The 24696-nt window shown below is 67.3% G+C and carries 22 protein-coding genes; 12 read left to right on the top strand and 10 right to left on the bottom strand.

Features of this window, described 5'->3' with window-relative positions; genetic code table 11:
- Positions 1–37 precede the first annotated feature (37 nt).
- Positions 38–1393 (bottom strand): bifunctional UDP-N-acetylglucosamine diphosphorylase/glucosamine-1-phosphate N-acetyltransferase GlmU, encoded by a 1356-nt coding sequence (gene glmU / locus V7S63_RS01365; protein WP_336529648.1) that lies wholly within the window; start codon positions 1391–1393, stop codon positions 38–40.
- A 344-nt stretch (positions 1394–1737) separates the two neighbouring features.
- Between glmU and V7S63_RS01360 the strand changes: the two genes are divergently transcribed.
- Positions 1738–3270 (top strand): OpgD/OpgG family glucan biosynthesis protein, encoded by a 1533-nt coding sequence (locus V7S63_RS01360; RefSeq protein WP_336528948.1) that lies wholly within the window; start codon positions 1738–1740, stop codon positions 3268–3270.
- 92 nt (positions 3271–3362) lie between these two features.
- On the top strand, positions 3363–5465 hold the full coding sequence (gene mdoH, locus V7S63_RS01355) for a glucans biosynthesis glucosyltransferase MdoH (protein WP_442896424.1): 2103 nt from the start codon (positions 3363–3365) through the stop codon (positions 5463–5465).
- A gap of 8 nt (positions 5466–5473) precedes the next feature.
- On the opposite strand, the gene V7S63_RS01350 is transcribed toward mdoH, so the two are convergent.
- The 4 genes from V7S63_RS01350 to V7S63_RS01335 form a co-directional block, all read right to left on the bottom strand.
- On the bottom strand, positions 5474–6349 hold the full coding sequence (locus V7S63_RS01350; protein ID WP_336528947.1) for a VOC family protein: 876 nt from the start codon (positions 6347–6349) through the stop codon (positions 5474–5476).
- Positions 6350–6485: 136 nt separating this feature from the next.
- Positions 6486–7652, bottom strand: a complete 1167-nt coding sequence (locus tag V7S63_RS01345) for a glutathionylspermidine synthase family protein (protein WP_336528946.1) — start codon at positions 7650–7652, stop codon at positions 6486–6488.
- A gap of 3 nt (positions 7653–7655) precedes the next feature.
- Entirely contained in the window at positions 7656–8288 is a 633-nt protein-coding gene (locus V7S63_RS01340) for a DUF1190 domain-containing protein (protein ID WP_336528945.1), read from the bottom strand.
- Positions 8289–8297: 9 nt separating this feature from the next.
- Entirely contained in the window at positions 8298–8699 is a 402-nt protein-coding gene (locus V7S63_RS01335) for a DUF350 domain-containing protein (protein ID WP_091828798.1), read from the bottom strand.
- A 118-nt stretch (positions 8700–8817) separates the two neighbouring features.
- Here V7S63_RS01335 and V7S63_RS01330 point away from each other — a divergent pair, with 118 nt between their 5' ends.
- The gene (locus V7S63_RS01330; RefSeq protein WP_336528944.1) at positions 8818–9198 is read left to right on the top strand and encodes a GFA family protein; all 381 of its coding nucleotides are present in this window, start codon (positions 8818–8820) and stop codon (positions 9196–9198) included.
- A 10-nt stretch (positions 9199–9208) separates the two neighbouring features.
- Here the strand turns inward: V7S63_RS01330 and V7S63_RS01325 are convergent, their stop codons facing one another.
- From V7S63_RS01325 to tpiA, 3 genes are all read right to left on the bottom strand, one after another.
- Positions 9209–10837, bottom strand: coding sequence for a CTP synthase (locus V7S63_RS01325; RefSeq protein WP_091828794.1), 1629 nt, complete (start codon positions 10835–10837; stop codon positions 9209–9211).
- Positions 10838–10964: 127 nt separating this feature from the next.
- Positions 10965–11369, bottom strand: coding sequence for a preprotein translocase subunit SecG (secG, locus tag V7S63_RS01320; protein ID WP_091828792.1), 405 nt, complete (start codon positions 11367–11369; stop codon positions 10965–10967).
- A gap of 118 nt (positions 11370–11487) precedes the next feature.
- On the bottom strand, positions 11488–12273 hold the full coding sequence (tpiA, locus tag V7S63_RS01315; protein WP_442896397.1) for a triose-phosphate isomerase: 786 nt from the start codon (positions 12271–12273) through the stop codon (positions 11488–11490).
- A gap of 125 nt (positions 12274–12398) precedes the next feature.
- On the opposite strand from tpiA, the gene V7S63_RS01310 reads away from it, so the two are divergent.
- The 5 genes from V7S63_RS01310 (at position 12399) to V7S63_RS01290 (ending at position 18819) form a co-directional block, all read left to right on the top strand.
- On the top strand, positions 12399–14306 hold the full coding sequence (locus V7S63_RS01310) for a peptidylprolyl isomerase (RefSeq protein WP_336528942.1): 1908 nt from the start codon (positions 12399–12401) through the stop codon (positions 14304–14306).
- Between the two features lie 10 nt (positions 14307–14316).
- Positions 14317–15831 carry an anthranilate synthase component I gene (gene trpE / locus V7S63_RS01305; RefSeq protein ID WP_336528941.1) on the top strand — a complete coding sequence of 505 codons (1515 nt, stop codon included), beginning with the start codon at positions 14317–14319 and terminating at the stop codon, positions 15829–15831.
- A 218-nt stretch (positions 15832–16049) separates the two neighbouring features.
- Positions 16050–17024 (top strand): ABC transporter substrate-binding protein, encoded by a 975-nt coding sequence (locus V7S63_RS01300; RefSeq protein WP_100960485.1) that lies wholly within the window; start codon positions 16050–16052, stop codon positions 17022–17024.
- An 80-nt stretch (positions 17025–17104) separates the two neighbouring features.
- The gene (locus V7S63_RS01295; protein WP_336528940.1) at positions 17105–18028 is read left to right on the top strand and encodes an ABC transporter permease; all 924 of its coding nucleotides are present in this window, start codon (positions 17105–17107) and stop codon (positions 18026–18028) included.
- Positions 18025–18819 (top strand): ABC transporter ATP-binding protein, encoded by a 795-nt coding sequence (locus V7S63_RS01290; protein WP_336528939.1) that lies wholly within the window; start codon positions 18025–18027, stop codon positions 18817–18819. Before V7S63_RS01295 ends, V7S63_RS01290 begins: the two co-directional genes overlap by 4 nt.
- A 12-nt stretch (positions 18820–18831) precedes the next feature.
- Here the strand turns inward: V7S63_RS01290 and V7S63_RS01285 are convergent, their stop codons facing one another.
- Entirely contained in the window at positions 18832–19746 is a 915-nt protein-coding gene (locus V7S63_RS01285; RefSeq protein ID WP_336528938.1) for a LysR family transcriptional regulator, read from the bottom strand.
- Between the two features lie 107 nt (positions 19747–19853).
- Between V7S63_RS01285 and V7S63_RS01280 the strand changes: the two genes are divergently transcribed.
- From V7S63_RS01280 to V7S63_RS01265, 4 genes are all read left to right on the top strand, one after another.
- Positions 19854–21047 carry an MFS transporter gene (locus tag V7S63_RS01280; RefSeq protein ID WP_336528937.1) on the top strand — a complete coding sequence of 398 codons (1194 nt, stop codon included), beginning with the start codon at positions 19854–19856 and terminating at the stop codon, positions 21045–21047.
- 31 nt (positions 21048–21078) lie between these two features.
- Positions 21079–22113 carry an aldo/keto reductase gene (locus V7S63_RS01275; RefSeq protein WP_336528936.1) on the top strand — a complete coding sequence of 345 codons (1035 nt, stop codon included), beginning with the start codon at positions 21079–21081 and terminating at the stop codon, positions 22111–22113.
- A gap of 251 nt (positions 22114–22364) precedes the next feature.
- A complete protein-coding gene (locus tag V7S63_RS01270) occupies positions 22365–22730 on the top strand; it encodes a YciI family protein (RefSeq protein WP_336528935.1) in 366 nt (121 codons plus the stop codon).
- A 2-nt stretch (positions 22731–22732) separates the two neighbouring features.
- The gene (locus tag V7S63_RS01265; protein WP_336528934.1) at positions 22733–23995 is read left to right on the top strand and encodes an RNA polymerase sigma factor; all 1263 of its coding nucleotides are present in this window, start codon (positions 22733–22735) and stop codon (positions 23993–23995) included.
- 11 nt (positions 23996–24006) lie between these two features.
- On the opposite strand, the gene V7S63_RS01260 is transcribed toward V7S63_RS01265, so the two are convergent.
- On the bottom strand, positions 24007–24534 hold the full coding sequence (locus V7S63_RS01260) for a MarR family winged helix-turn-helix transcriptional regulator (protein ID WP_336528933.1): 528 nt from the start codon (positions 24532–24534) through the stop codon (positions 24007–24009).
- Between the last annotated feature and the right edge of the window lie 162 nt (positions 24535–24696).

Genomic DNA, 24696 nt, shown 5'->3' with positions numbered 1-24696 from the left:
GAATATCGAACTGTGAACGAAATGCCTTGCAAATCGCTTATTGTCGGGCCTTTCGGGCCTGCGCTGCAGCCCTGAAGGCCGAAGCCCAGCCCTCGCGCTCCATCTGCCGGCCGCGCGCGACGGCGAGCGCATCCGGCTTGACGTCGCGGGTGATGACCGAGCCCGAGCCGACATAGGCACCCGCCCCGATCGTCACCGGCGCGACCAGCGCGGAGTTGGAACCGACGAAGGCGCCCTCGCCGATGATCGTCTTAGACTTGACGAAGCCGTCATAATTGCAGGTGATCGTGCCGGCGCCGATATTGGCGTTCGCGCCGATCTCGGCATCGCCGATATAGGTCAGGTGGTTGACCTTGGCGCCCTCGCCGATCGCTGCCGCCTTGATCTCGACGAAGTTGCCGACCCTGGCGCCCTTCGCCAGTTCGGCACCCGGGCGCAGGCGCGCATAGGGGCCGATCGAGGCGCTTGGGCCGACGCTCGCCCCCTCGAGATGCGAGAAGGCGTGAATGACGGCATTGTCCGCGATCTTGACGCCGGGGCCGAAGACGACGTTGGGCTCGATCAGGACATCGCGGCCGATCACAGTGTCATGGCTGAAGAACACGGTTTCGGGCGCGATCAGCGTGGCGCCGGCCAGCATCGCCTCAAGCCGCTTGCGGCGCTGGAAATCGGCCTCGACGGCCGCGAGCTGGACCCGATCGTTGACCCCCTGCACCTCGGCCTCGGGCGCAACCCTTGCGACCGTCTTCAAGCCTTGCGCTCGCGCCACTGCAACGGCGTCGGTCAGGTAATATTCGTTCTGCGCATTGGCGCAGCCGATCGCGTCGAGGATACCAAGGGCCTTCTTGCCGTCGAGCGCCATCAGCCCGGCATTGCACAGGGTGATCCTGCGCGTCGCCTCGTCGGCATCCTTGTGTTCGACGATGGCGTGCAGCGCACCGTCCTGGGTGACGAAACGACCATAGCCGGCTGGATCTTTCGCCTCGAAGCCCAGCGCCGCAACGCCGACACCGCCATGCAACGCCTTGCGCAGGTCGGCGAAGGTCTCGGGACGCACCAGCGGCGTATCCGCAAACGCCACCAGCACATCGTCGTGCTTGCCCGCCAGGCTCTCACGGGCCGCCAGCACCGCATGCGCGGTCCCCTTGCGCTCGCTCTGGACGAAGACCGCGGCGTGCGGAGCATGCTTCCTGACCTCGGCCGCCACATCGGGACGATCGGGCCCTATGACCACAGCGAGCGCATCGGCGCCGGCGGTCGTCACGGCTGCCAGGACATGGCCGAGCAGCGAGCGGCCAGCCACCTCGTGCAGCACCTTCGGCCGTGCCGATTTCATCCGGGTCCCCTCGCCCGCGGCCAGCACGATGGCAAGACAGGTCCGGGCGGGCTGCATTTCCGTCATGATCGTCCTGTCACATGCTCGTTAACGAGGAAGCGCGGCCACGACCGGCCGTCGTCGCGGGCGCAGGCGAATGCCGCCCGGCGGTGGATAGCCGATAGCGAGCGGATTTGGCAAAGCCCAGCGGACGAAGCGCCCAGATGCCGGCCTCTGACGAGCCATTCGGCACGGCTTCGTTTTCAGCATGGCATTCCTGCATGCAAGGCGCTCCTTTTTTCGCCTTTGGCCTTGCACTGCGCTTTTCAGCCCCGCGCGAAATGCTCTAGAAGCGCAAGTCGGCAGAGCTTTGCCGGCCCAAGTTGGATATCATGTCGAAATCCTTGAATCGCCGTCGATTTTTGAGCCTCGCAGCGACCGGCGCCATCGCGCAGCGGTTTGCCGTCGGCACTGCGGCGGCGCAGGCCCCGACGGCATGGGCCGGGCTGGTGCAATCGGTTATCGCCGAAGGACAACGCTTCGATCCCGCACTCGTCGTCGAAGCGGCGCGCGTGCTCTCGCGCCGGCCGATGGTGCCCTTGGTCGCCACCGACCTGCCGGAGGGCTACGCCACCCTGCCCTACGACCAGTATGTCGGCATCAGGGCGCAGCCTTCGGGCATGATCTGGGCCGGCGAGAATCGCGGCTTCACCGTCGAGCCGCTGCACCGCGGCTATGTCTTCTCGTCGCCGGTCAGCCTGTTCACGGTCGAGGACGAGATCGTCCGGCGCGTCGCCTTCGATCCCAGCAAGTTCAACTATGGCCGCGTGGCGCCCCCGCCTGCGGGCGCAGACCTCCAATTCTCGGGCTTCCGCGTTTCGGCAGGGCTGGAGCGTCCCTATGAGCTGGCGCTTTTCCAGGGCGCGACCTTCTTCCGCTCGCTGGCGCGCGGCCAGAATTTCGGGGCCGTGGCTCGCGCCCTGATTCTGCGACCCGGCGAGACGCGCGGCGAGGAAATCCCTTTCTTCCGCGCCTACTGGATCGAGCGGCCGAGCGCCGCCGCCGGTATGCTGATCATCCACGCGCTGCTCGATTCCGAGAGCGTCACTGGCGCAGTCCGCATGACGCTGCGCCCGGGCGACGTGACCTTCATCGATGTCGAGATGACCCTGTTCGCCCGTGCCAATCTCGACCATGTCGGCTTCGGCTGCGTGATGGGCACCTATCTCTCCGGGCCGCAGAGCCGGCGCGGCTTCGATGATCTGCGCCCGGCGGTCCACGAGGTCTCCGGCGTGCAGATGCTCACCGGCAACGGCGAATGGATCTACCGACCGGTCAGCAACCCGGCCAATCTGCAGGTCTCGTCCTTCCAGGATTCCAATCCGCGCGGCTTCGGTCTGGTCCAGCGCGAGCGCGATCCCAATGCCTTCGTCGACGACGACCAGCGCTTCGAACTCAGGCCGAGCGTCTGGATGGAGCCGCTTGGCGACTGGGGACCGGGCTCGGTCCAGTTGATCGAAATCCCCAGCGAATCCGAGCTCAACGACAACATCATCAGCTACTGGCGCCCGCGCCAGCCGATCGCCGCCGGCAGCGAGACGACGATCGCCTATCGGCAGGCCTGGTGCTGGCAGCCGCCCGAGCGCCCGCCGCTCGCCACCGCGACGCGCATCCGGCAAGGCCGGGGCTCGCAGGCGCGCCGACGCCGCTTCCTCGTCGACTTCACCGGCGACAGGCTTGGCGATGCTGCCCTCGTCGCCGCCATCCGCGCCAATGTTACGGCAACGCCGGGCTCGATCCAGAACCTGCGGCTCTGGCCCTATCCGGAACGACGCACCATGCGCGTCGCCTTCGAGGTCGATCCCGGCAGCGAGACGCTCTCGGAACTGCGCCTCGTGCTCGACGCCGGCGGCCAGCCGGTTTCGGAAACCCTGCTCAATCGGTGGACCTGGTGACTGTGGACGTAGCTGCCCGCCCGGCCGAGATCGAGGTCGCGACCGGCTATCCCGCCCCGGTCGAGGCGACGCCGCCCGAGAACCGGCTGGAGATGCCGGTGCAGTCCTTCCGCAGCTGGAACGCCCCCGAGGGGCGCAAGCCGGCTGTACCGCAGGCCTGGCAGACGCCCTGGCTCGCCCGGATTTTCGTCTTCGGCGGCGCCTGGGCGCTGACCGCCTACGGCGCCTGGGAGATGTACCATGTCGTGTCGGTCAGCCGCACGACCTTCCTGCAGTACGTGCTGCTCGTCCTCTTCACCGTGAACTTCTCATGGATCGCTCTCGCCTTCACCAGCGCGATCCTCGGCTTCTGCGCCCTGCTCTTCAGGCTGGTGAAGAGCCCCCGCGCCGAGACGCTGACGCAAAAGACCGTCGTGGTCATGCCGATCTACAACGAATCGACGGCACGGACCTTTGCGGCCGTGGCGGCAATCCGCGAGTCGATCGAGGCGACGGGACTGGGCGCCCATTTCGACTATTTCATCGTCTCCGACACCACCAACCCCGACATCTGGGTGGCGGAGGAACGCGCCTTCCTGGCCCTGCGCCAGCGGCTTGGACCGGATGCGCGCATCTATTATCGCCACCGGCCGAAGAACCATCACCGCAAGGCCGGCAACATCGCCGACTTCGTCACGCGCTGGGGCGGACATTACCCCCATATGGTCGTGCTCGACGCCGACAGCCTGATGACCGGCACCTGCATCGTGCGCCTCGCCGCGGCGATGGAGGCCGACCCCGACGCTGGCATCATCCAGTCGCTGCCGTTGATCATCAACCGCAACACCTTCTTCGCGCGCCTGCAGCAGTTCGCGGCGCGGGTCTACGGCCCGGTCATCGCGACGGGCCTGGCGATCTGGTCCGGCCGCGACGGCAACTACTGGGGCCACAACGCGATCATCAGGACGAAGGCCTTCGCCGATCATTGCGGCCTGCCCGATCTCAAGGGCAAGCCGCCCTTCGGCGGCCACGTCCTCAGCCACGATTTTGTCGAGGCAGCGCTGATCCGGCGCGCCGGCTGGTCGGTCTACATGCTGCCCGACCTGACGGGCTCCTATGAGGAGAGCCCGCCTTCGCTGATCGACATCGCCACCCGCGACCGGCGCTGGTGCCAGGGCAATCTGCAACATTCGCGCATCATCGGCGCCAAGGGCCTGAAGCTCTCGACCCGCCAGCATTTCGCCACCGGCATGATGGCCTATCTCGCCTCGCCCTTCTGGCTGATGCAGCTGGTGGTCGGCATTTTGATCGTGCTGCAGGTCAATTACGCCAGGCCGGAATATTTCACCGAGGAGTTCCGGCTCTTCCCGGTCTGGCCGCGCTTCGACCCCGAACGCGCGCTCAACCTGTTCGGGCTGACCATGGCGATCCTCCTGGCGCCGAAGCTGTTCGGCCTCCTGCTGACGCTGTTCGACGGCAAGCTCAGGCGCGCCTGCGGCGGCGGTATCCGGCTCGTCCTTTCGGCCCTGCTGGAGATCCTGTTCTCGGCCTTCTTCGCGCCGATCATGATGGTGATCCAGTCCGGCTCGGTCTTCCAGATCCTGGTCGGCCGCGACACCGGCTGGAATCCGCAGCGCCGCGACGACGGCTCGATCCCGCTCAACGACATCATTCGCAGGCACCGCGCCCATACCCTGCTCGGACTCGTCGCCGGCCTGTCGGCCTTCATGATCGCGACCTCGCTCTTCGCCTGGATGTCGCCGACGATCGTCGGCTTGCTGCTGGCGATTCCGCTCTCCTGGGCCTCGGGCAACCTCGCGCTCGGCCTCTGGCTGAAGCGGCGCGGGCTCTTGCTGACGCCGGAGGAAGGCGATCCGCCGGCGATCGCCGTGCGGGCCAACGCGCTCCAGGCCGAGTTCTCGCAGGCCGGCTTCGACGATGCCGACGGGCTTGCGACCCTGCACGCCGATCCGATGCTGCGCGCGAACCATGAAGCCATGCTGCCGCAGGTCCAGTCGCGCCGGCGCGGCGAGATCGAGCCGGACCGCGCCGTGGCGCAGGCCAAGCTGATCGATGCCGAGACGATCGCCGACGCGATGATCTGGCTAAAGCCGAAGGAGCGCATGGTCGTCCTGCACGACCGGGCCTTGCTCGGCCTGCTGGCCAACCTGCCCGAAGGGCCGGCCCGTGCCGGCGCCGAACCCAGGGCGAACTGAGCGAAGGGTCAGCCGCGCTCGAAGATGATGGCGCAGCCGAAGGCCGCACTCCCCGGAACGACGAAGCGGGCGCCCTCCTGGCGGTGAGCGATGCCGCGCTCCAAGAGCCGCTGCCGCAGAGGTTCGAAATCCGGCACCGTGACCGCAAAGCCGGCGAAATGAGCCTCTTGCCGACGGCTCTCGCCATCAAGCACGGCCTCAGCGGCCCCGGGGGTCAGCACCTCCAGCCGTCCACGCGGCAGCGGCAGGCGCAAGCCTCCCTCCGGCGTCGCGAAGCTCTCGGCGCCGGAGAAGGCGCTGAGGAAAGCCGTTTGCGCGGCCGGCTCCTGCGCCACCAGGAACACGGCGGAAAGCCCGCTCGCGCCGTTCTCGTGCTGCTGGAAAGCCGGGTTCCAGAAGTTCTGCGGCTCGTGCTGCTGGCAGACGAAGAAGCCGCACTCAGGCGCCGTCCGATTCTCGGCAAAGGCGAGCGAAAAGGCGACGCGGACCTCGCTGCCATCCGGCCGGCGTGCCTGCCGTTCGAAGAAGAAGGGCTCGAAGTCGCCAATGCCGGCGCTGCGAAAGCCCTCGGCATCACCGGTCGAATCGCGGCTCTCCAGCACCAGCATCGACATCCCCTCGCCCTGCGCCAGCGCGTCGCGCACGAAGGCGCCGAAGGAGAACTGCCGCGGCGCATGCGGCGGAATCAGTGTCGCGTCGCCGACGGTGATCAGTTCCAGGAAAGCGCCGGGAAACTGGACGATCCGGTTCTCGGTTCCCCAGGGGTGGCGATTGCGCGCGCCGACGCGGAAGCCGAGAGCGGCGTAGAAGGCGCCGGCCACATCGAGATCGGCGACGCCGATGACGAGGTGATCGAGGCCGCGTGGTTCGGAGGTCGTGGTCATTATGATCTCATCCTGAGGGTCATCCCGGACAAACCGCGATAGCGGCGCCGATCCGGGATCCATGCCTGAACCGTTCCGGAATGGGTCCGGGTCTCCGCTTCGCTCCGCCCGGGACGACTGGGAGCTTTCCAGAGGGTCAAGGCTCGATGAAATGCGGCACGAAGCGCGAGGTGTTCTTGGTGATCGGAGTCGTATCCTCGCGGATGCCGAGCCCGCAAGGCTGCGAAGCCACCAGCCAGGAGCCGAGCACCGGATAGTTGCCGTCGAAGTTCGGCAGCATCGCGGTCGCCTGCAGGATGAAGCCCTCGGCGCCATAGGGCCCATCATCGCTGTCGCGCACCGTACCGCCCTCGATGAGCGTCACATTGGCGCCCTCGCGCGAATAGAGCGGTTTGCGGACGTGGTTCGCGCCCAGCTCCGCGCAGCGCGGATCGTCCTCGAAATAGGCAGGCAGGAGGTTGGGGTGGCCGGGCGCCATCTCCCAGAGATAGGGCAGCAGCCCCTTGCTGGAGACGAGCGCCTTCCAGGGCGGCTCGACGAACTGGCAGCGCGAGCCGGCAAGCGCCGAGGCGTACTGCTCGCGGAACAGCCACTCCCAGGGATAGAGCTTGAACAGCATCTCGATCGGCAGGCTGGCGCCATCGCAGAAGCGCCCGTCGGCGAGCAGGCCCATCTCCTCGATGAAGGTGAAACGGGCGTCGATTCCGGCCTGGCCGGCACAATCCATCAGATAGTCGACCGTACCCTTGTCCTCGACGCTGCCCTGCACGCAGGTGAAGTGCATGCGTTCCGGTTTCGGACTGCGCAGCTGGCCGAAGGCGGCGATCAGGCGCTCGTGCAGCGAGTTGAACTGGTCGCAGCCGCGCGAGATCAGGCCCTGCGCCATCGCCTGCTCGAGCCAGTCCCATTGCACCACGGCCGCCTCGAACAGCGAGGTCGGCGTGTCGGCGTTGTATTCAAGCAGCTTTGCGGGCCCCTTGCCGTCATAGGCGAGGTCGAGTCGGCCATAGAGATTGCGATCGCCGCGCTGCCAGCTGTCGCGGATCAGGCTCCATTGCGGCTCCGGGATCGCGAGCCGGCGCAGGATGGCCTCGTCCTTGAGGGCACGCTCGACGAAGGCGAAGCACAGGCCTTCGATCTCGCTGGTCGGAGCCTCGATGTCTTCCTCGATCTCCTTCAGCGAGAAGGCATAGGCGACGCTCTCGTCCCAATAGATCTCGCCGTCGAGCGTGTGATAAGCGAAGCCGAGACGCTCGGCCTCGCCCTGCCAGTTCTTGCGTGGTGATGGGCGAAGGCGCTGCATCGGTCAGGACGACGACGAGGAGGAGAAGGAGCGCGAGGTCGAGCCGAAGCCGCCGCGGGAGGCGACGCTCGGCGTGCTCGCCATGCCGGTCGAGGAGATGTTGCGCGCGACCATCGCCTGGCCGGAGGTGGTCGTATAGGCGCGCGAACGGCTGCTGCTGCCGCCATAATAGCCGCCACTCGACGAAGAGGATGACGAGCTCCGGGCGGGCTGCTCGCATTCGGGACGCCCGGAGCCGGGCTGGCGCGTACCTGGCGGACAGGCCGCGCTGGTCGGCGGCAGCAATGGCTGCGCCGCGCCGCCGCCCGACATGAACTGCCGCGCCAGCATGATCCCAGCCAAGGCCGGGATGAAGACCTGGGCATTGTTCCAGACCGCGCTCTGGCAACCGCTGGCGCCGTATTCCTGCTCGCAGGAAGCACTGCTGGTGAACTTCTTGGCATCGCGCAGATGATTGGCGGAGGCCTCGTTGAAGCGCTGCTCGCACTGGCTGGAGCCGAGCAGATTGGCTGCCCGGCACTCGGCGAGATTGCTGTAGACCAGCGAATCATCGGTCTCGCCGCCGGAGAGCGACCAGTAGGTCGCGACAAGCACCACGCCTGCCGCGGCGAGCCCGATCTGGGTCGAGCGCTTCATTGCGGCCTCCTACAAGCTCATGCTGGCAGCGGCGAGCGTGCCGCTGATCACGGCGATCACTGCCAGCATCGCTGCCGAGGGAATCCGGTCCTCCTCGATCTTGCGCGAGAGATCGGGGATGACGATGCGGGCAAAGCCATAGGCGCCAAACTGGACGACCATGGCGATCACCGCCCAGATCACCAGGTCGGGAATGCTCGCCGCCTGCTCGATCGCCGTCTCCAGCGGCACCGAGAAGCCGACCAGATTGCCGCCGAAGGCGATCGCGGCGGAGAGATTGCCGCCGCGGATCAGCGCGATCTCGTCATGGTTGGTGAGCCGCATGTAGACCGCGGCAAAACCGGCGATCAGCGCGAACCCGACGCAGAAATACAGAATGAACGCCGGCAACCCGGCCATCGAGATCGTCATGCTGCCGCCCCTTGCATGCCATGATGCTCAAGGAGATCACTATACGTCAGCGGCGCCGGCGCGCCAGACTGTCGCGGCCTGGGCTGTGAACACGCGGACGACGTCACGGAGACGCTCCATGAAGGACAGACATGCCCAATGCTCTTGCGGGGCTCTGAGCCTGATCTGCCGCGGCGAGCCGGCGCTCGTCTCGCTCTGCCATTGCCGGGAATGCCAGCGGCGCACCGGCAGCACCTATGGCATCGCCGCCTTCTTCCCGCGATCAGATGTCGAGATCAGCGGCGAAGCGAAATCTTATAGCCGCGAGGCCGACAGCGGCTTCGACGTTACGCAGCACTTCTGCCCACGCTGCGGCAGCACGGTCTATTGGGAGCCATTGCGCAAGCCGGAGATGATTGCGGTCGCCGTCGGCGCCTTCGCCGACCCGGATTTTCCGGCGCCGGGCAAGCAGGTCTACACCCAGCACCGCCACCCCTGGGTCGCGGTGCCGGTCGATTGATCGCCAAGGATCAGACCAGGCGGCTCTGCACCACTGCCGCCTCGATGAAGCTGGCGAAGAGCGGATGCGGCTCGAACGGCCGCGACTTCAGCTCGGGATGGTACTGCACGCCGATGAACCAGGGATGGTCGGGATATTCGACCGTCTCCGGCAGCAGTCCGTCGGGCGAGACGCCGCTGAAACGCAGGCCCTTGGCCTCGAGCAGCTCGCGATAGCCCATATTGACCTCGTAGCGGTGGCGATGCCGCTCGGAGATCTCGGTCGAGCCGTAGATCTGCGCGATCTTGGTGTCGTCCGACAGCTTCGACTGGTAGGCGCCGAGCCGCATCGTGCCGCCGAGATCCCCGCCGGAGAAGCGCTGCTCCAGCTCGTTGCCGCGCATCCACTCGGTCATGAGGCCGACGACGGGCTGCTCGGTCGGGCCGAACTCGGTCGAATTGGCGTCCTTGACGCCGGCGAGCGAGCGCGCCGCTTCGATCACTGCCATCTGCATGCCGAAGCAGATGCCGAAATAGGGCACCTTGCGCTGCCTGGCGAAGCTCGCCGCCTTGATCTTGCCCTCGGCGCCGCGATGGCCGAATCCCCCGGGCACGAGGATGCCGTGGACATGCTCGAGGAACGGCGCCGGATCCTCCTTCTCGAACACCTCGGACTCGATCCAGTCGAGATTGACCTTGACCCGGTTGGCGATGCCGCCATGGGTCAGCGCCTCGATCAGCGACTTATAGGCGTCCTTCATCCCGGTGTACTTGCCGACGATGGCGATGGTGACCTCGCCTTCCGGGTTCTTGATCCGCTCGGAGATACGCCGCCAGTTGCTGATGTCGGGGGCGGTCTTGTCGTCCAGACCGAAGGCGGCCAGGACCTCGGTATCGAGCCCCTCGGCGTGATAGGACAGCGGCACATCATAGATCGAGGCAACGTCGCGGGCCTCGATCACTGCGGTCTCGCGGACATTGCAGAACAGCGCGAGCTTGCGCCGCTCCTCGACCGGGATCTCGCGGTCGGTGCGGCAGAGCAGGATGTCGGGCTGGATGCCGATCGAGCGCAGCTCGGCGACAGAGTGCTGCGTCGGCTTGGTCTTCAGCTCGCCGGCGGTCGGAATATAGGGCAGCAGCGTCAGATGCAGGAAGATGCACTGGCCGCGCGGCAATTGCTGGTTGGTCTGGCGGATCGCCTCAAGGAAGGGAAGGCTCTCGATGTCGCCGACCGTGCCGCCGATCTCGACCAGCACGAAGTCGTAGCCGTCATTCCCGGAGAGGACGAATTCCTTGATGGCATTGGTGACGTGCGGGATCACCTGGATGGTGGCGCCGAGATAGTCGCCCCGGCGCTCGCGCGTCAGGATGTCCATGTAGATGCGGCCGGTGGTGATGTTGTCGCCCTTGTTGCAGGGCCGGCCGGTGAAGCGCTCGTAATGGCCGAGATCGAGATCGGTCTCGGCGCCGTCGTCGGTGACGAAGACCTCGCCATGCTGATACGGGCTCATCGTGCCCGGATCGACATTGAGATAGGGGTCGAGCTTGCGCAGGCGGACTTTATAGCCACGCGCCTGCAGGAGAGCAGCCAGAGCAGCCGCCGCCAGGCCTTTGCCAAGCGAGGACACCACGCCGCCGGTGATGAAAACATACCGCGTCATGGGAGATCACCTTTAACGCTAGGATTTCGATTCGCTAAGCGGGTCGGCGCAGACCGATCCTGCACTCTACGCTTGTCCACAAAAGAGAAGGGCCGGTTTCCCGGCCCCTGCCCTTGTCTCGTTCCGGTCACCGCGTCGGGGTTCCCGGCTGCGGCGGTTGCGACCCGCCTTGGTTCTGCATCTGCCGGAGCTGGTCGAGCACCCCGCCGGCATTCGGCGCGGAAGGCCCGCTCGGGGCGGCCGGGGCGGTCGTGCCGGCAGGCGCCGGGGCGCCGTCGATGATCGAGCGCTGCGTGCGGCCATGCGTCGCCATCACCGCCAGCGCGATCGAGGTGATGAAGAACAGACCGGCGAGAATGGCCGTGGCGCGGGTCAGCGCATTGGCCTGGCCGCGGCCGGTCATGAAGCCGCCGACGCCGCCTCCGCCGCCCGAGCCCATGCCGAGGCCGCCGCCTTCGGAGCGCTGCAGCAGCACGACGCCGACCAGCGCGATCACGATCAGCAGGTGAATGACGATGAGGACGTTCTGCATGGCTCTCGAAATGGGTATGGCGCGGGCGCCTGCCAAGATGGCGGCATCCCGCGGAACGGCGCTGGCCATAGCATGGGCTTTCCGCCCATGCCACCTGCGATTTCAATCTCCCTTCGGATCAGGCGCAGGCGCGCGCGATCGAGAGGAAGTCCTCGGCCTTGAGGCTGGCGCCACCGACGAGCGCGCCATCGACATTGGCGACGTTCATCAGCTCGGCGGCATTGCTCGGCTTGACCGAGCCGCCATAGAGCAGCCTGACGCCGGCGGCCACAGCCTTGCCGAGGATGCGCCCGAGCTCGGCCCTGATCGCCTCGTGCATCTGCGCGACATCGGCCGCTGTCGGGGTCAGGCCGGTGCCGATAGCCCAGACCGGCTCATAGGCGACGACCAGCGAAGCTGCGCTCGCGCCGTCCGGCACCGAGCCGCGCAGTTGCCTCTTCACGATCGCCAGCGCCTTGCCGGCCTCGCGCTCGTCCTTGGTCTCGCCGACGCAGACGATCGGCGTCAATCCCGCAGCCAGCGCCGCCTCGGCCTTGGCCTTCACCTGCGCATTGCTCTCGCCATGCAGGGTCCGGCGCTCGGAATGCCCGACGATCGCATAGGTCGCGCCGGCATCGACCAGCATCGGCGCCGAGACCTCGCCGGTATAGGCGCCGCTGGCATGGGCGCTGCAATCCTGCCCGCCGGTCGCGATGCGCGAGCCGATCAGCGAAGCCGTCAGCGTGAACAGCAGCGTCGCGGGCGGGCAGATCGCGAGGTCGACGGCCCGCCGCAGCGTGGCGTCGTGGCCCTTGGCGACCTCGGCTGCGATGGCGAGGTCGGCCTTCAGCCCGTTCATCTTCCAGTTGCCCGCCACCAGCGGCTTGATCGTTCGCGTCACGGCTGCTCTCCAAATCTTGTCCATCTGGCTCTAGCAATGCCGTACCCCGATCGCAATCAAGGCGATCCAGAGCGATTGCCGGAAGGCGTCGCTCTTCCTATAAGCGGCGCGCAGCGGCACGGCCGCGAGAGGATCGGGAAGATAAGACCATGATGATGCAGGGCATCCGCAAGGCGGGGCAGAGCTTGATCGGCAAGCTCATCATCGCCGTGATGTTCGGCTTCCTGATCATCTCCTTCGCGGTCTGGGGCATCGGCGACATCTTCCGCGGCTATGGCCGCAACGCCGTCGCCGTCGTCGGCAAGACCGAGATCGGCCTCGAGCAGGTGCGCACGGCCTATCAGAACGAGATCCAGCAGCTGCAGCGCCAGCAGCGCCGCCAGATCAGCCCCGATCTGGCCCGGGCGCTCGGCCTAGACCAGCGCGTGCTCTCGCGCCTCGTCACCGACGCAACGCTGGACCAGACGGCCGCGAAGCTGGGTCTCGCCGTCTCCGACGAGACCGTGCGCACGATCCTCTTCACCGATCCGAACCTGAAGAACGCTGCCGGCCAGTTCGATCCGGCCCGCTTCAACGAGCTGCTGCGCGCGATCGGCCTGACCGAGCAGCAGTTCGTGCGCGAGCAGCGCGCCGCGACGATGCGCCAGGAGATCGCCGAGATGGTCGTCGGCGCGGTCACGGCCCCGGTCGCACTGCAGGAGCTCGGCCATCGTCTGCGCCATGAGCAGCGCGAGATCGCCTATATCACCCTGCCCGAGAGCGCCGCCGGCGAGATCCCGGCGCCGAGCGCCGAGGTGCTGCGCAAGTATTTCGACGAACGCAAGGCCGCCTTCCGCGCGCCCGAGTACCGTACCGCCAACGTACTGGTCCTGACGGCGGCCAGCCTTGCCGACCCGAGCAAGGTCAGCGACGCCGACGCCCGCGCCCGCTACGAGCAGATCAAGACCCAGCGCTTCGGTTCGGCCGAGCGCCGCACCGTCCAGCAGATCGGCTTTCCCTCGATGGAGGAGGCCAAGGCTGCCAAGGCCAGGATCGACGCCGGCGAGACCTTCGAGGCGATCGGTGCCAGCCGCAATGTCGCCGAGGCCGATCTGACGCTCGGCACCTTCACCCGCGAGGGCCTGTTCGATCCGGCCGTGCGCGATGCCGCCTTCGCTTTGGCGCAGGGCGCGGTCAGCGAGCCCGTGCAGGGCGGCTTCGGCGTCGTGCTGCTGCGCGTCCCGGCGATCGAGCCGGCCCGTCTGAAGAGCTTCGAAGAGGTCGCCGACGAGGTCCGTCGCGATGTCGCGACGAGCCGCGCCGCCGAGCAGCTGACCGATCTGCACGACAAGGTCGAGGACCAGCGCGCCTCGGCCAGGCCGCTGCCGGAGATCGCCAAGGAGTTCAATCTCCCTCTGCGCAATTTCGGCCCGGCCGATGCCAGCCTCGGCAAGGCCGACGGCACGCAGGAGACCTCCCTCCCCGGCGGCGACACGACGCTGCAGGCGCTGTTCCGCACTGATATCGGCGTCGACAACGAAGCGGTGCGCCTGCCCAATAATGGCGGCTATGTCTGGTTCGACGTGACCAAGATCGATCCGCCGCGCGAGCGCGGCTTCGACGAGGTCAAGGCGGAGGTCGAGAAGCAATGGCGCTCCGACGAGGTCGCCTCGCGCCTCTCGGCCCAGGCCCGCGAGATCGTGCAGAAGCTCGACGCCGGCGAGAAGCTCGACGCGCTCGCCTTCGCCCAGGGACTTGCTTTGGAGGATGCGACGCTCGGCCGTCAGGACCAGAGCGACGCCCTGCCGCGCAATGTCGTCTCGCTGGTCTTCGGCACGCCGGCCGGCAAGGCGGGCTCGGCCGCGGTCGAAAACACCGGCCGCGTCGTCTTCCAGGTCAAGTCGGCGACGGTCAGCCCCTATGCCCGCACCACCGAGGATGCCGAGAATTTCGTCAGGCTGCTGACGTCGAGCATTAGCGAGGATCTCCTCGCCCAATATGTCGGCAAGCTGCAGAACGATCTCGGCGTGCAGCTCAACCAGGCGGCGTTGCGCAACGCCACCGGCGGCCAGAACTGAAGCAGGACGCATGGATCCGGCCGCCGATTTCGCCCGCTTCGCCGCCGCCTATCAGGCCGGCGAGCCGCAATTGCTGACGCTCTCGCTGGTCGGCGATTGCGAGACGCCGGTCGCCGCCTTCCTGAAACTGCGCCATACCTATGGGGGCCCGGCGTTCCTGCTCGAATCCGTCGAGGGCGGCGCCGTGCGCGGCCGCTACTCGATGATCGGGCTCGATCCCGACCTGATCTGGCGCTGCCATCGCGGGCAGGCCTCGCTTCGCCGCCTCGCTCAGGATGAGGATTTCGTCGCCGATCCGCGCCCGGCCTTCGAGTCGCTGCGCGCCCTGCTCGCTGAGAGTGCCATCCCCGATCGCGACGGCCTGCCGCCTATGGCCGCCGGTGTCTTCGGCTATCTCGGCTACGACATGGTGCGCTTGATGGAGCGCCTGCCGGAAGCGAAAGCCACCGGCCCCGGCGTGCCCGACGCGATCCTGACCCGCCCGACGCTGATGGTCGTGTTCGATTCGATCCGCGACGAGATCACGGTGGTGACGCCGGTGCGCCCGCTGGCGAACGTCCCGGCTCGCGCGGCGCATGAACGGGCGCAGGAGCGGCTGGACGCGGTGGTACGGGCGCTCGAAGGCCCCCTGCCCGATGAAGCCGGCATCGACATTGCGGCGATCCCGCATCCGGAATCCACATCGAACACCAGCGAGGCCGAGTTCCACGCGATGGTCGCGACCGCGCAGGAATATGTCCGTGCCGGCGACATCTTCCAGGTCGTGCTCTCCCAGCGCTTCGAAGCGCCGTTCGAATTGCCGCCCTTCGCGCTTTACAGGGCGCTGCGGCGGGTCAATCCGGCGCCCTTTCTCTGCTATCTTGATTTCGAGGCCTTCCAGATCGTCTGCTCGAGCCCCGAGATTCTGGTTCGCCTGCGCGACGGCAAGGTCACCATCCGGCCGATCGCCGGCACCCGCCCGCGCGGCGCAACGCCCGCTGCCGACGAGGCTCTCGCCGACGAGTTGCTGGCCGATCCCAAGGAGCGGGCCGAGCATCTGATGCTGCTCGACCTCGGCCGCAACGATGTCGGCCGCGTTGCGGAGATCGGCAGCGTCAATGTCACCGATTCCTTCTTCATCGAGCGCTACAGCCAGGTGATGCACATCGTCTCGAACGTCGAGGGACGCATCTCCGGCGAGCACGACGCGCTCTCGGCCCTCGCTGCCGGCTTCCCTGCCGGCACCGTCTCAGGCGCGCCGAAGGTGCGCGCCATGGAGATCATCGACGAGCTGGAGAAGGACGGACGCGGCGCCTATGGCGGCTGCATCGGCTATTTCGGCGCCAATGGCGAGATGGACACCTGCATCGTCCTGCGCACGGCGGTCGTCCAGGACGGCCGCATGCAGGTCCAGGCCGGCGCCGGCATCGTCTACGATTCGAACCCGGCCTCCGAACAGCTCGAATGCATCAACAAGGCGAAAGCCCTGTTCAAGGCGGCCGAAGAGGCCGTGCGCTTCGCCGCCCGTAGCCGGCGAGGCCAATGATCCTGTAGCAATAGCCTGCATACGCGCACCCCGAAGACGCATGTCCGCTCACTTGCGCGGCGTGTTTTGGCCCGCGCATATTGCCGGTAGTCGAGATCGCCGCTCACTAGCCTCAAGGTTGTCGTGGGTGGCCACTCAGCAATCAGAACCGGCCCTGCCCGTTCGCTCGGATGCCTGACGCGGACAGACAGGGCTCGGCGACAAATGGAGAGGAAACCATGCGTTTGCGCGCAACCATGATCGGCAGCGGTCTTGCCCTGGCGCTTCTGGCCGGCACGGCCGCCATCGCCCAGCAGACCCAGAAGGTGACGGTCGCCGTCACCGCCATCGTCGAGCACCCGGCGCTCGACGCCGCCCGCGACGGCGTCAAGAAGGCGCTGGAGGAGGCCGGCTACAAGGACGGCACCAACCTGACCTTCCGCTATGAATCGGCGCAGGGCTCGCCGGCGACGGCAGCCCAGATCGCCCAGAAATTCGCTGGCGAGAACCCGAACGTAATCGTCGCGATCGCGACCCCTTCGGCCCAGGCGATGGTCACGGCAACGCAGACGATTCCCGTCGTCTTCACCGCCGTGACCGATCCTGTCGCCGCCCAGATCGTCAAGGACAGGCAGGCGCCCGGCGGCAACGTAACCGGCATCTCCGACTTCTCGCCGCTGGAGGCCCAGTTCGACCTGATCAAGGAGCTGGTGCCGTCTGCCAAGAAGATTGGCGTCGTCTACAATCCCGGCGAGGCCAACAGTGTCGCGCTGCTCAACGCCGTGAAAGCGCTGGCGCCAGCCCGCAACCTCCAGATCGTCGAGGCCTCGGCCGGCCGCACCGCCGATGTCTCCGGCGCAGCGCAGAATCTCGTTGGCAAGGTCGACGCAATCTACCTGCCGACCGACAACACCATCATCTCGGCGCTCGGCACCGTGCTCGCCGTCGGCACCGACAACAAGCTGCCGGTCTTCACCGGTGACACCGAGTCGGTCCAGAAGGGCTCGGTCGCCTCGATCGGCTTCGACTATTTTCAGGTCGGCGTCGAGACCGGCGCTGTGGTCGTGCGCGTCCTCAAGGGCGAGAAGCCCGGCACGATCCCGGTCAAGAACGCCAGCGGCAGCAACCTCGTCATCAACGCCAAGGCGGCCGCCGCCATGGGCGTGACGATCCCGGCGGCCGTGCAGGCCCGCGCCAAGCAGGTGATCAACTGATCTGAGGCGCGGCGGCGTTCCCGCGCCGCCGCTCTCTTCGGCCGCCTAATCTTTCCGGAACAGAGCAAGCAGGGCGACCGATGAGTCTCATCGCCACCCTGGGCGCCATCGAGATCGGACTGGTGTTCGCTCTCGTGGCGCTCGGCGTCTACATCACCTTCCGCGTCCTCGACTTTCCCGACCTCACGGTCGACGGCACCTTGCCGCTCGGCGCCGCCGTCGCGGCGGCGATGATCGCAGGTGGCGTCAATCCGGTCTTTGCGACGCTGGCGGCGATCGTCGCCGGCTGCCTCGCCGGCACGGTCACCGCCTGGCTCAACATTCGCTTTTCGATCCTGCATCTGCTTGCCGGCATCCTGACGATGACGGCGCTGTTTTCGATCAATCTCAGGGTCATGGGCGTGCCCAACATCCCCCTGATGAACCGGCCGACGGTGATCGATTTCTTCACCTGGCTGAACCCGTTCATCGCTGCCATGGGGCTGCCAGCCCGCCCGACCCTGCGCGTGCTCGCGCTGGTGATCATCGTCACCGTGATCGCCGCCCTGCTCGCCCGCTTCCTCAAGACCGAGTTCGGGCTCGCCATGCGCGCGACCGGCGCCAATCCGCGCATGGCGCGGGCGCAGGGCATCCGCACCGACATGTACATCTATGTCGGCGTCGCCCTTTCCAATGGCCTCGTCGCCCTGGCTGGCGCTCTGTTCGCGCAGACGGCCGGCTTCGCCGACGTCAGCATCGGCACCGGCACGATCATCGCTGGCCTCGCCGCCGTCATCCTCGGCGAGACCATCTTCCGCACCAGATCGATCGTCGTTGCGGTGTTCTCCTGCCTGATCGGCGCCATCGCCTATCGCCTCGCCATCGCGCTTGCGCTGAACGCCGGCTGGCTCGGCCTGCGCGCCTCCGACCTCAACCTCGTCACCGCCGTGCTGGTCGGAATCGCCCTGATGCTGCCGGGCGTCGCCAATCCGCTGCGCAGCCTGTTCAAGCGGAGCGCGCCATGATCAGCGTCCGGGACGTCCATGTCACCTTCGGGCGCGGCACGCCGCTGGAGAACCGCGCTCTGCGCGGCCTTGATCTCACCGTGCCCGAGGGCGAGTTCATCACCGTGATCGGCTCGAACGGGGCCGGCAAGTCGACATTGCTCAACGTCCTCAGCGGCGATGCCCGGGCCGAGCGCGGCACGGTCGAAGTCGACGGCATCGACGTGACGCGCTGGCCGACACCAAAGCGCGCCGGGCTGATCGCGCGCGTCTTCCAGGACCCGATGGCAGGCACCTGCGAACGCCTGACGATCGAGGAGAACATGGCGCTGGCTCAGGCGCGCGGCCGCGCCCGTGGCCTCGGCGCGGCGCTCGACCGCTCGCGGCGCGCGTTGTTTCGCGACAAGCTGGCGGTCCTCGGCCTCGGCCTCGAGAACCGCCTCGGCGATTCGATGGGCCTGCTGTCGGGCGGTCAGCGCCAGGCGGTCAGCCTGCTGATGTCGACGCTGGCGGGAACCAAGACCCTGCTGCTCGACGAGCATACCGCCGCGCTCGATCCCCGCACCGCCGCCTTCGTGCTCGACCTGACCCGGCGCATCGTCGACGATCAGAAGCTGACCGCGCTGATGGTCACCCATTCGATGCGCGACGCGCTCGACCATGGCAGCCGGACCGTGATGCTGCACGAGGGGAAGGTCGTCTTCGACATCGCCGGGGAGCGCCGCAAGGCGATGGACGTTCCCGACCTCTTGCGCCTGTTCAAGCAGGTGCGCGGCGAGGAACTCTCCGACGACAGCCTGCTGCTGAGTTGAGGTTTCAGGCTGTCAGGCCCGGATATTCACATTCCGGGCCAGGAAATCGATGAAGGCCCGCATCCGCGCCGGCACGAATCCGCCCTGCCCGAGATAGACGGCGTGGATGACCTCGATGTCACCGGGATTGAAGTCCTCCAGCACCGTGACCAGCCGGCCCGCGGCGACTTCGGCCTGGGTATGAAAGCGTCCCAGCCGTGCCAGGCCAACTCCGGCAACCGCGAGCTGGCGCGCGATCTCGCCGTCGCCGACCTGGGTGTTGCCGACGGCCGCGATCGAGATCAGCGCGCCGTCGACTCGGAACGGCCAGCCCTCGACCGAGCGGGCGAAGTTGAAGCCGATCAGGTTGTGTTTCGCCAGATCGGCCGGCGTCCTCGGCTCGCCATGGCGCGCGAGATAGTCGGGGGAAGCGACCACGGCAACGCCGCTCTCGCCGATCTTGCGCGCCATCAGCTGGTTGCCGCGCAAGGGCCCGGGCGCAACGCGGATCGCGATATCGGCCCGCTCCTCGATCAGGTCGACGACCTGGTCGGTGAAGACGAGATCGACCGAGAGTTCGGGATGCTCGGCCAGGAAGGCCGGCACCAGCGGCAGCAGAACCTGGTTGCCGAAGGCGACATTGGCGTTGACCCGCACCCGTCCGCGCGGCGCCCGCCCGGCGGCGGCCTCGCATTCCGCTTCGGCAATATCGGAGAGGATGGTGACGCAGCGCTGGTGGAAGGCCTGTCCTTCCGCGGTCAGCTGCAGCTTGCGCGTCGAGCGGTTGACCAGCCTGGCGCCGAGCCTTGCCTCCAGCCTCGTGACCAGCTTGCTCACGGCCGACGGCGTCATGCCGAAGAGCTTGGCCGCGGCGGAGAAGCCACCGCGCTCGACCACGGCCGCGAACACCTCCATCTCGCCGGAGCGGTTGCTGAGCAGGGCTGCCATGGTGAACTCAAGTCACAAGTGATGTTACGGGCGGCATCCTAGTTCAATCCGCTGCATTGCACCATCTGGCTGGGCATCATCTCCTCTCCCCTGGCCCGGAGCCTGCCATGCCCATTGCCGTCTATGCCCTCACCGCCGGTGCCTTCGGCATCGGCACCACCGAATTCGTCATCATGGGCCTGCTGCTGCAGGTCGCCGCCGACCTGCAGGTCTCGGTCGCGATGACCGGCCTGCTGATCTCCGGCTATGCGCTCGGCGTCTTCGTCGGCGCGCCCGTCCTGACGCTGGCCACCCGCAAGCTCCCGCGCAAGCAGGTGCTGATCCTGCTGATGGCGATCTTCACTCTCGGCAATATCGCCTGTGCGCTCGCCCCGAGCTACGGGCTGCTGATGGCGGCGCGCATCGTCACCTCGCTGGCGCACGGCACCTTCTTCGGCGTCGGCTCGGTCGTCGCGACCAGCCTCGTGCCAGAGGACAAGAAGGCCTCGGCCATCGCCGTGATGTTCACCGGCCTCACCATCGCGACCCTGCTCGGCGTGCCCGCCGGCGCCTGGCTCGGCCTGAACTTCGGCTGGCGCGCCACCTTCTGGACCATCGCCGGCATCGGTGTCGTCGCCATGCTGGTGCTCGCCCGTCTCGTCCCGGCCGACAAGGGCAAGGTCGAGGTCGCGCCGCTGCGCCGGGAACTCGCGACGCTCGCCGACCCGCAGGTGCTGCTCGGCCTCGCCATGACCGTGCTCGGCTTCGGCGGGGTCTTCGCGGTCTTCACCTATATCCAGCCGATCCTGGTCGAGATCACGGGCTTCTCGCAGGAGGCCGTGTCGCCGATCCTGCTGCTCTTCGGCCTCGGCCTGATCGTCGGCAACATGCTCGGCGGCAAGTTCGCCGACCGCAACCTGCCGGTCGCCCTGCTTGCGACCACGGCGACCCTCGCCATCGTGCTCTTGGCGATGACGGCGGCGTTGCGCTCGCCCATCGCGGTGACGATCTTCGTCGGCCTGATCGGTGCCGCTGCCTTCGCCACCGTCGCACCCTTGCAGATGCGCGTACTCGACAAGGCCGGGCCTGCCGGGCGTAATCTCGCCTCCAGCCTCAACATCGCTGCCTTCAATCTCGGCAATGCCTTCGGCGCCTGGCTCGGCGGCGTCACCATCGAGCACGGGCCGGGACTGGGCGCCGTGACCTGGGTCGCCGCCCTGGTGCCGCTGGCGAGCCTGGTCCTGGCCGTGATCAGCCTGCGCCTCGACAGGCGCCCGCAGGCGGCGCTGCAGCCGGCCCCCGCCTCCTGCCCGCAGGCTTGAATATCAACGACTTCACAGAAGGACTTCGACCATGGACTACAGATATCTCGGCCGCTCCGGTCTGAAGGTCCCGGCACTCAGCTTCGGCGCCGGCACCTTCGGCGGCCAGGGCCCGCTCTTCAGCAACTGGGGCACCAGCGACGCCAAGGAGGCGACGCGCCTCGTCGACATCTGCCTGGAAGCCGGGGTCAACCTGTTCGACACCGCCGACGTCTATTCGAACGGCGCCTCCGAGGAGGTCCTGGGAGCCGCGATCAAGGGCCGGCGCGACAAGGTCCTGATCTCGACCAAGATGACCCTGCCGATGGGCGATGGCCCGAACGATGCCGGCTCCTCGCGCAGCCGGCTGATCGACGGCACCGAGGCCGCGCTGCGCCGGCTCGGCAGCGATCATATCGATCTGCTCCAGCTCCACGCCTTCGACGCCTTCACGCCGATCGAGGAGGTGCTGTCGACGCTCGATGCGCTGGTCCGCGCCGGCAAGATCCGCCAGGTCGGCGTCTCCAACTTCGCCGGCTGGCAGTTGATGAAGTCGCTCGCTATCGCCGAGAAGCACGGCTTCCCGCGCTATGTCGCCCATCAGGTCTATTATTCGCTGGTCGGCCGCGACTACGAGTTCGACCTGATGCCGCTCGGCCTCGACCAGGGCGTCGGCGCCCTCGTCTGGAGCCCGCTCGGCTGGGGACGCCTCACCGGCAAGATCCGCCGCGGCCAGCCTCTGCCTGAAGGCAGCCGCCTGCACCAGACAGCCGATTTCGGCCCGCCAGTCGACGATCAGAAGCTCTACGATATCGTCGACGTGCTCGACGAACTCGCCAAGGAGACCGGGAGAACTGTCCCGCAGATCGCGATCAACTGGCTGCTGCAGCGGCCGACCGTCGCCTCGGTGATCATCGGGGCCCGCAACGAGCAGCAATTGCGCGACAATCTCGGCGCTGTCGGCTGGGCCTTGACGCCGGAGCAGATCGAAGGGCTCGACAAGGCGAGCGTGACGGTGCCGCCCTACCCGGCCTTCCCCTATCATCGCCAGGAGGGCTTCGCCCGGCTCAACCCGCCGGTGGTGTGACGCAACGTTCCAACAAATCCGTCAGCCCTCATCCTGAGGAGCCGCGCAGCGGCGTCTCGAAGGATGCTCCAGGAAGCTCTCGACACTGCTGAAGCATCCTTCGAGACGCGATCTGCGATCGCTCCTCAGGATGAGGGCTGAGGGAGGGAAGATGGCTTGAATGCGCTGCGCTCGCAGCTTGATTTTTTTCGCGCGGCCTTGTCGGCTGCCGGCCCGGCCGAACGTCCTTGGCCTGAACCGGAGCGCTGCGCATGCACTACGCCATCCTTTGCTATCATTCCGAAGAGGTCGTCACGGCCTGGTCGAAGGAGCAGAACGAGGAGGTCATGGGCCGCCTCGAAAAGGTCCGCCAGCGCATCGCCAAGGAAGGCAAGCTCGGCCCGGTCGCGCGCCTGTTGCCAACCACGGCCGCGACGACCCTGCGCAAGGATCGCGATCCGCCGCTGATTCTAGACGGTCCCTTCGCCGAGACCAAGGAGCAGTTCCTCGGCTTCTACATCGTCGACGTCGCCGATCTCGACGAGGCGCTCGGCATCGCACGCGAGCTCGGCGAGGCCAATCCGGGCGGGGCCTTCGAGGTCCGTCCGCTCGCTGTCTACTATCCGGCCGGAGTCTGATCATGGCGGAGATCGCCTGGATCCATGCGGCGCTGACGTCGGCGCGCCCTCAGGCGATCAGCGCCCTGCTGCGCTATTTCCGCGATCTCGACATCGCCGAGGAGGCCTATCAGGAGGCCTGCCTCCGGGCGCTCAAGACCTGGCCGCAGAACGGCCCGCCGCGCGATCCCGCCGCCTGGCTGATCTTCGTCGGTCGTAATGTCGCGCTCGACCAGGTCAGGCGCCAGAAGAAGCAGGAAGCGCTGCCTGACGAGGATCGGCTCTCCGATCTCGGCGATGCCGAGAGCGAGGTCGCCGAGCGGCTCGACGGCGGCCATTACCGCGACGACATCCTGCGCCTCCTGTTCATCTGCTGCCACCCCGACCTGCCGTCGACGCAGCAGGTCGCGCTGGCCTTGCGCATCGTCTCCGGGCTCAGCGTCAGGCAGATCGCCCGCGCCTTCCTCGTCGGCGAGAGCGCGATGGAGCAGCGCATCACCCGTGCCAAGGCGCGGGTTGCCGCAGCCCACGTCCCCTTCGAGACTCCCGGCCCGATCGAGCGCGCCGAACGGCTCGCAGCGGTCGCGGCGATGCTCTATCTCGTCTTCAACGAGGGCTATTCGGCCAGCGGCGCCGAGGCCGACCGGCGGCGCCCCTTCAGCGAGGAGGCGATCCGGCTGATGCGGCTGCTGCTGCGACTGTTCCCGACCGAGCCGGAAATCATGGGGTTGCTGGCGCTGATGCTGCTTCAGCACGCCCGTGCGCCGGCCAGGCTCGACGCCGACGGCCAGATCGTCCTGCTCGACGATCAAGACCGGACGCTCTGGGACCGCGAGATGATCGCGGAGGGTCTGGCGCTGGTCGACAAGGCGATGCGCCATCGCCGGCCCGGCCCCTACCAGCTCCAGGCAGCGATCGCCGGCGTCCACAGTCGCGCAGCGCGGCCGGGCGAGACCGACTGGGCCCAGATCGACATCCTCTACGCCACGCTGGAGCACATCCAGCCTTCGCCGGTCATCACGCTCAACCGCGCCGTCGCTGTCGCCAAGCTGCGAGGGCCTGAAGCTGCGCTCGCCATGGTCGAGCCGCTGGAACAGCAACTCTCGGGCTATTTCTACTTCTTCGGCTTCAAGGGCTGGCTGCTGATGCAGCTCGGCCGCGACCGCGAGGCGCGTACCATTTTCGACCGCGCCATAGCGCTCGCAGGCTCGGCCAGTGAGGCCGCCCATATCCGCCAGCATATCGACCGGCTGATGCGCGAGAGCGGGCAGGCCGCGGCGGGCTGAAGCGGGCCACGCTAGCTCGCGCCAGCGCCATCGTCCTCCAGGCTGAGCGCGAGCTTGCGCAGCAGCGCCGCCAGATCCTCCTGCTCATGGGCGCTCAGGCCTGCGAGGAGACGCTTCTCCAGCGCCATGTCCTCGCGGAATGTGGCCTCGGCCTTGGCGCGGCCGGCCTCGGTCAATTCGACCAGGAGACTGCGCTTGTCCTCCTCCGCTTCGCGCCGCCGGATCAGGCCGGCCGCCTCCAGACGATTGAGGCGGGCCGTGAGCCCGCCCGAGGAGATCATCAGCGTGCGGTAGAGTTCGGTCGGCGTCAGCCGCCAGGGCGCTCCGGCCCGCCGCAAGGTCGAGATCACGTCGAACTCGCCGGTATCGAGACCATGGCGAGCGAAAACCGCCTCGATCCCCGGCCGCACCCGCAGCGTGATCCGCCGGGCCCGGCCGAGCACCGCCATGGGCGAGGTATCCAGCTCCGGTAACTCGCGCTGCCACTGTCCGCGCAACCGGTCGATATGGTCGCTGCCCTGCCCTGCATCATCGCTCATCGCGGCCTCCGCTGATCATGTGGCGGGCATCATGAATATATCTTGACATCGAGACAACGTCAGATTTATCTTGTCATCAAGATAAATACCAAACCGACGGCTCGAAAAAAATTCATCTCGCTCTGTCGGTACGTCCGGACCGCCAACGTCCTCGTGGCAGAT

The organism is Allobosea sp. CCNWLY174, assembly GCF_037120455.1.
In the GTDB taxonomy this organism is placed as follows: domain Bacteria; phylum Pseudomonadota; class Alphaproteobacteria; order Rhizobiales; family Beijerinckiaceae; genus Allobosea; species Allobosea lupini.
Note: the sequence above shows the minus strand (reverse complement) of the source record. Positions and strands in the feature narration are given on the sequence as shown.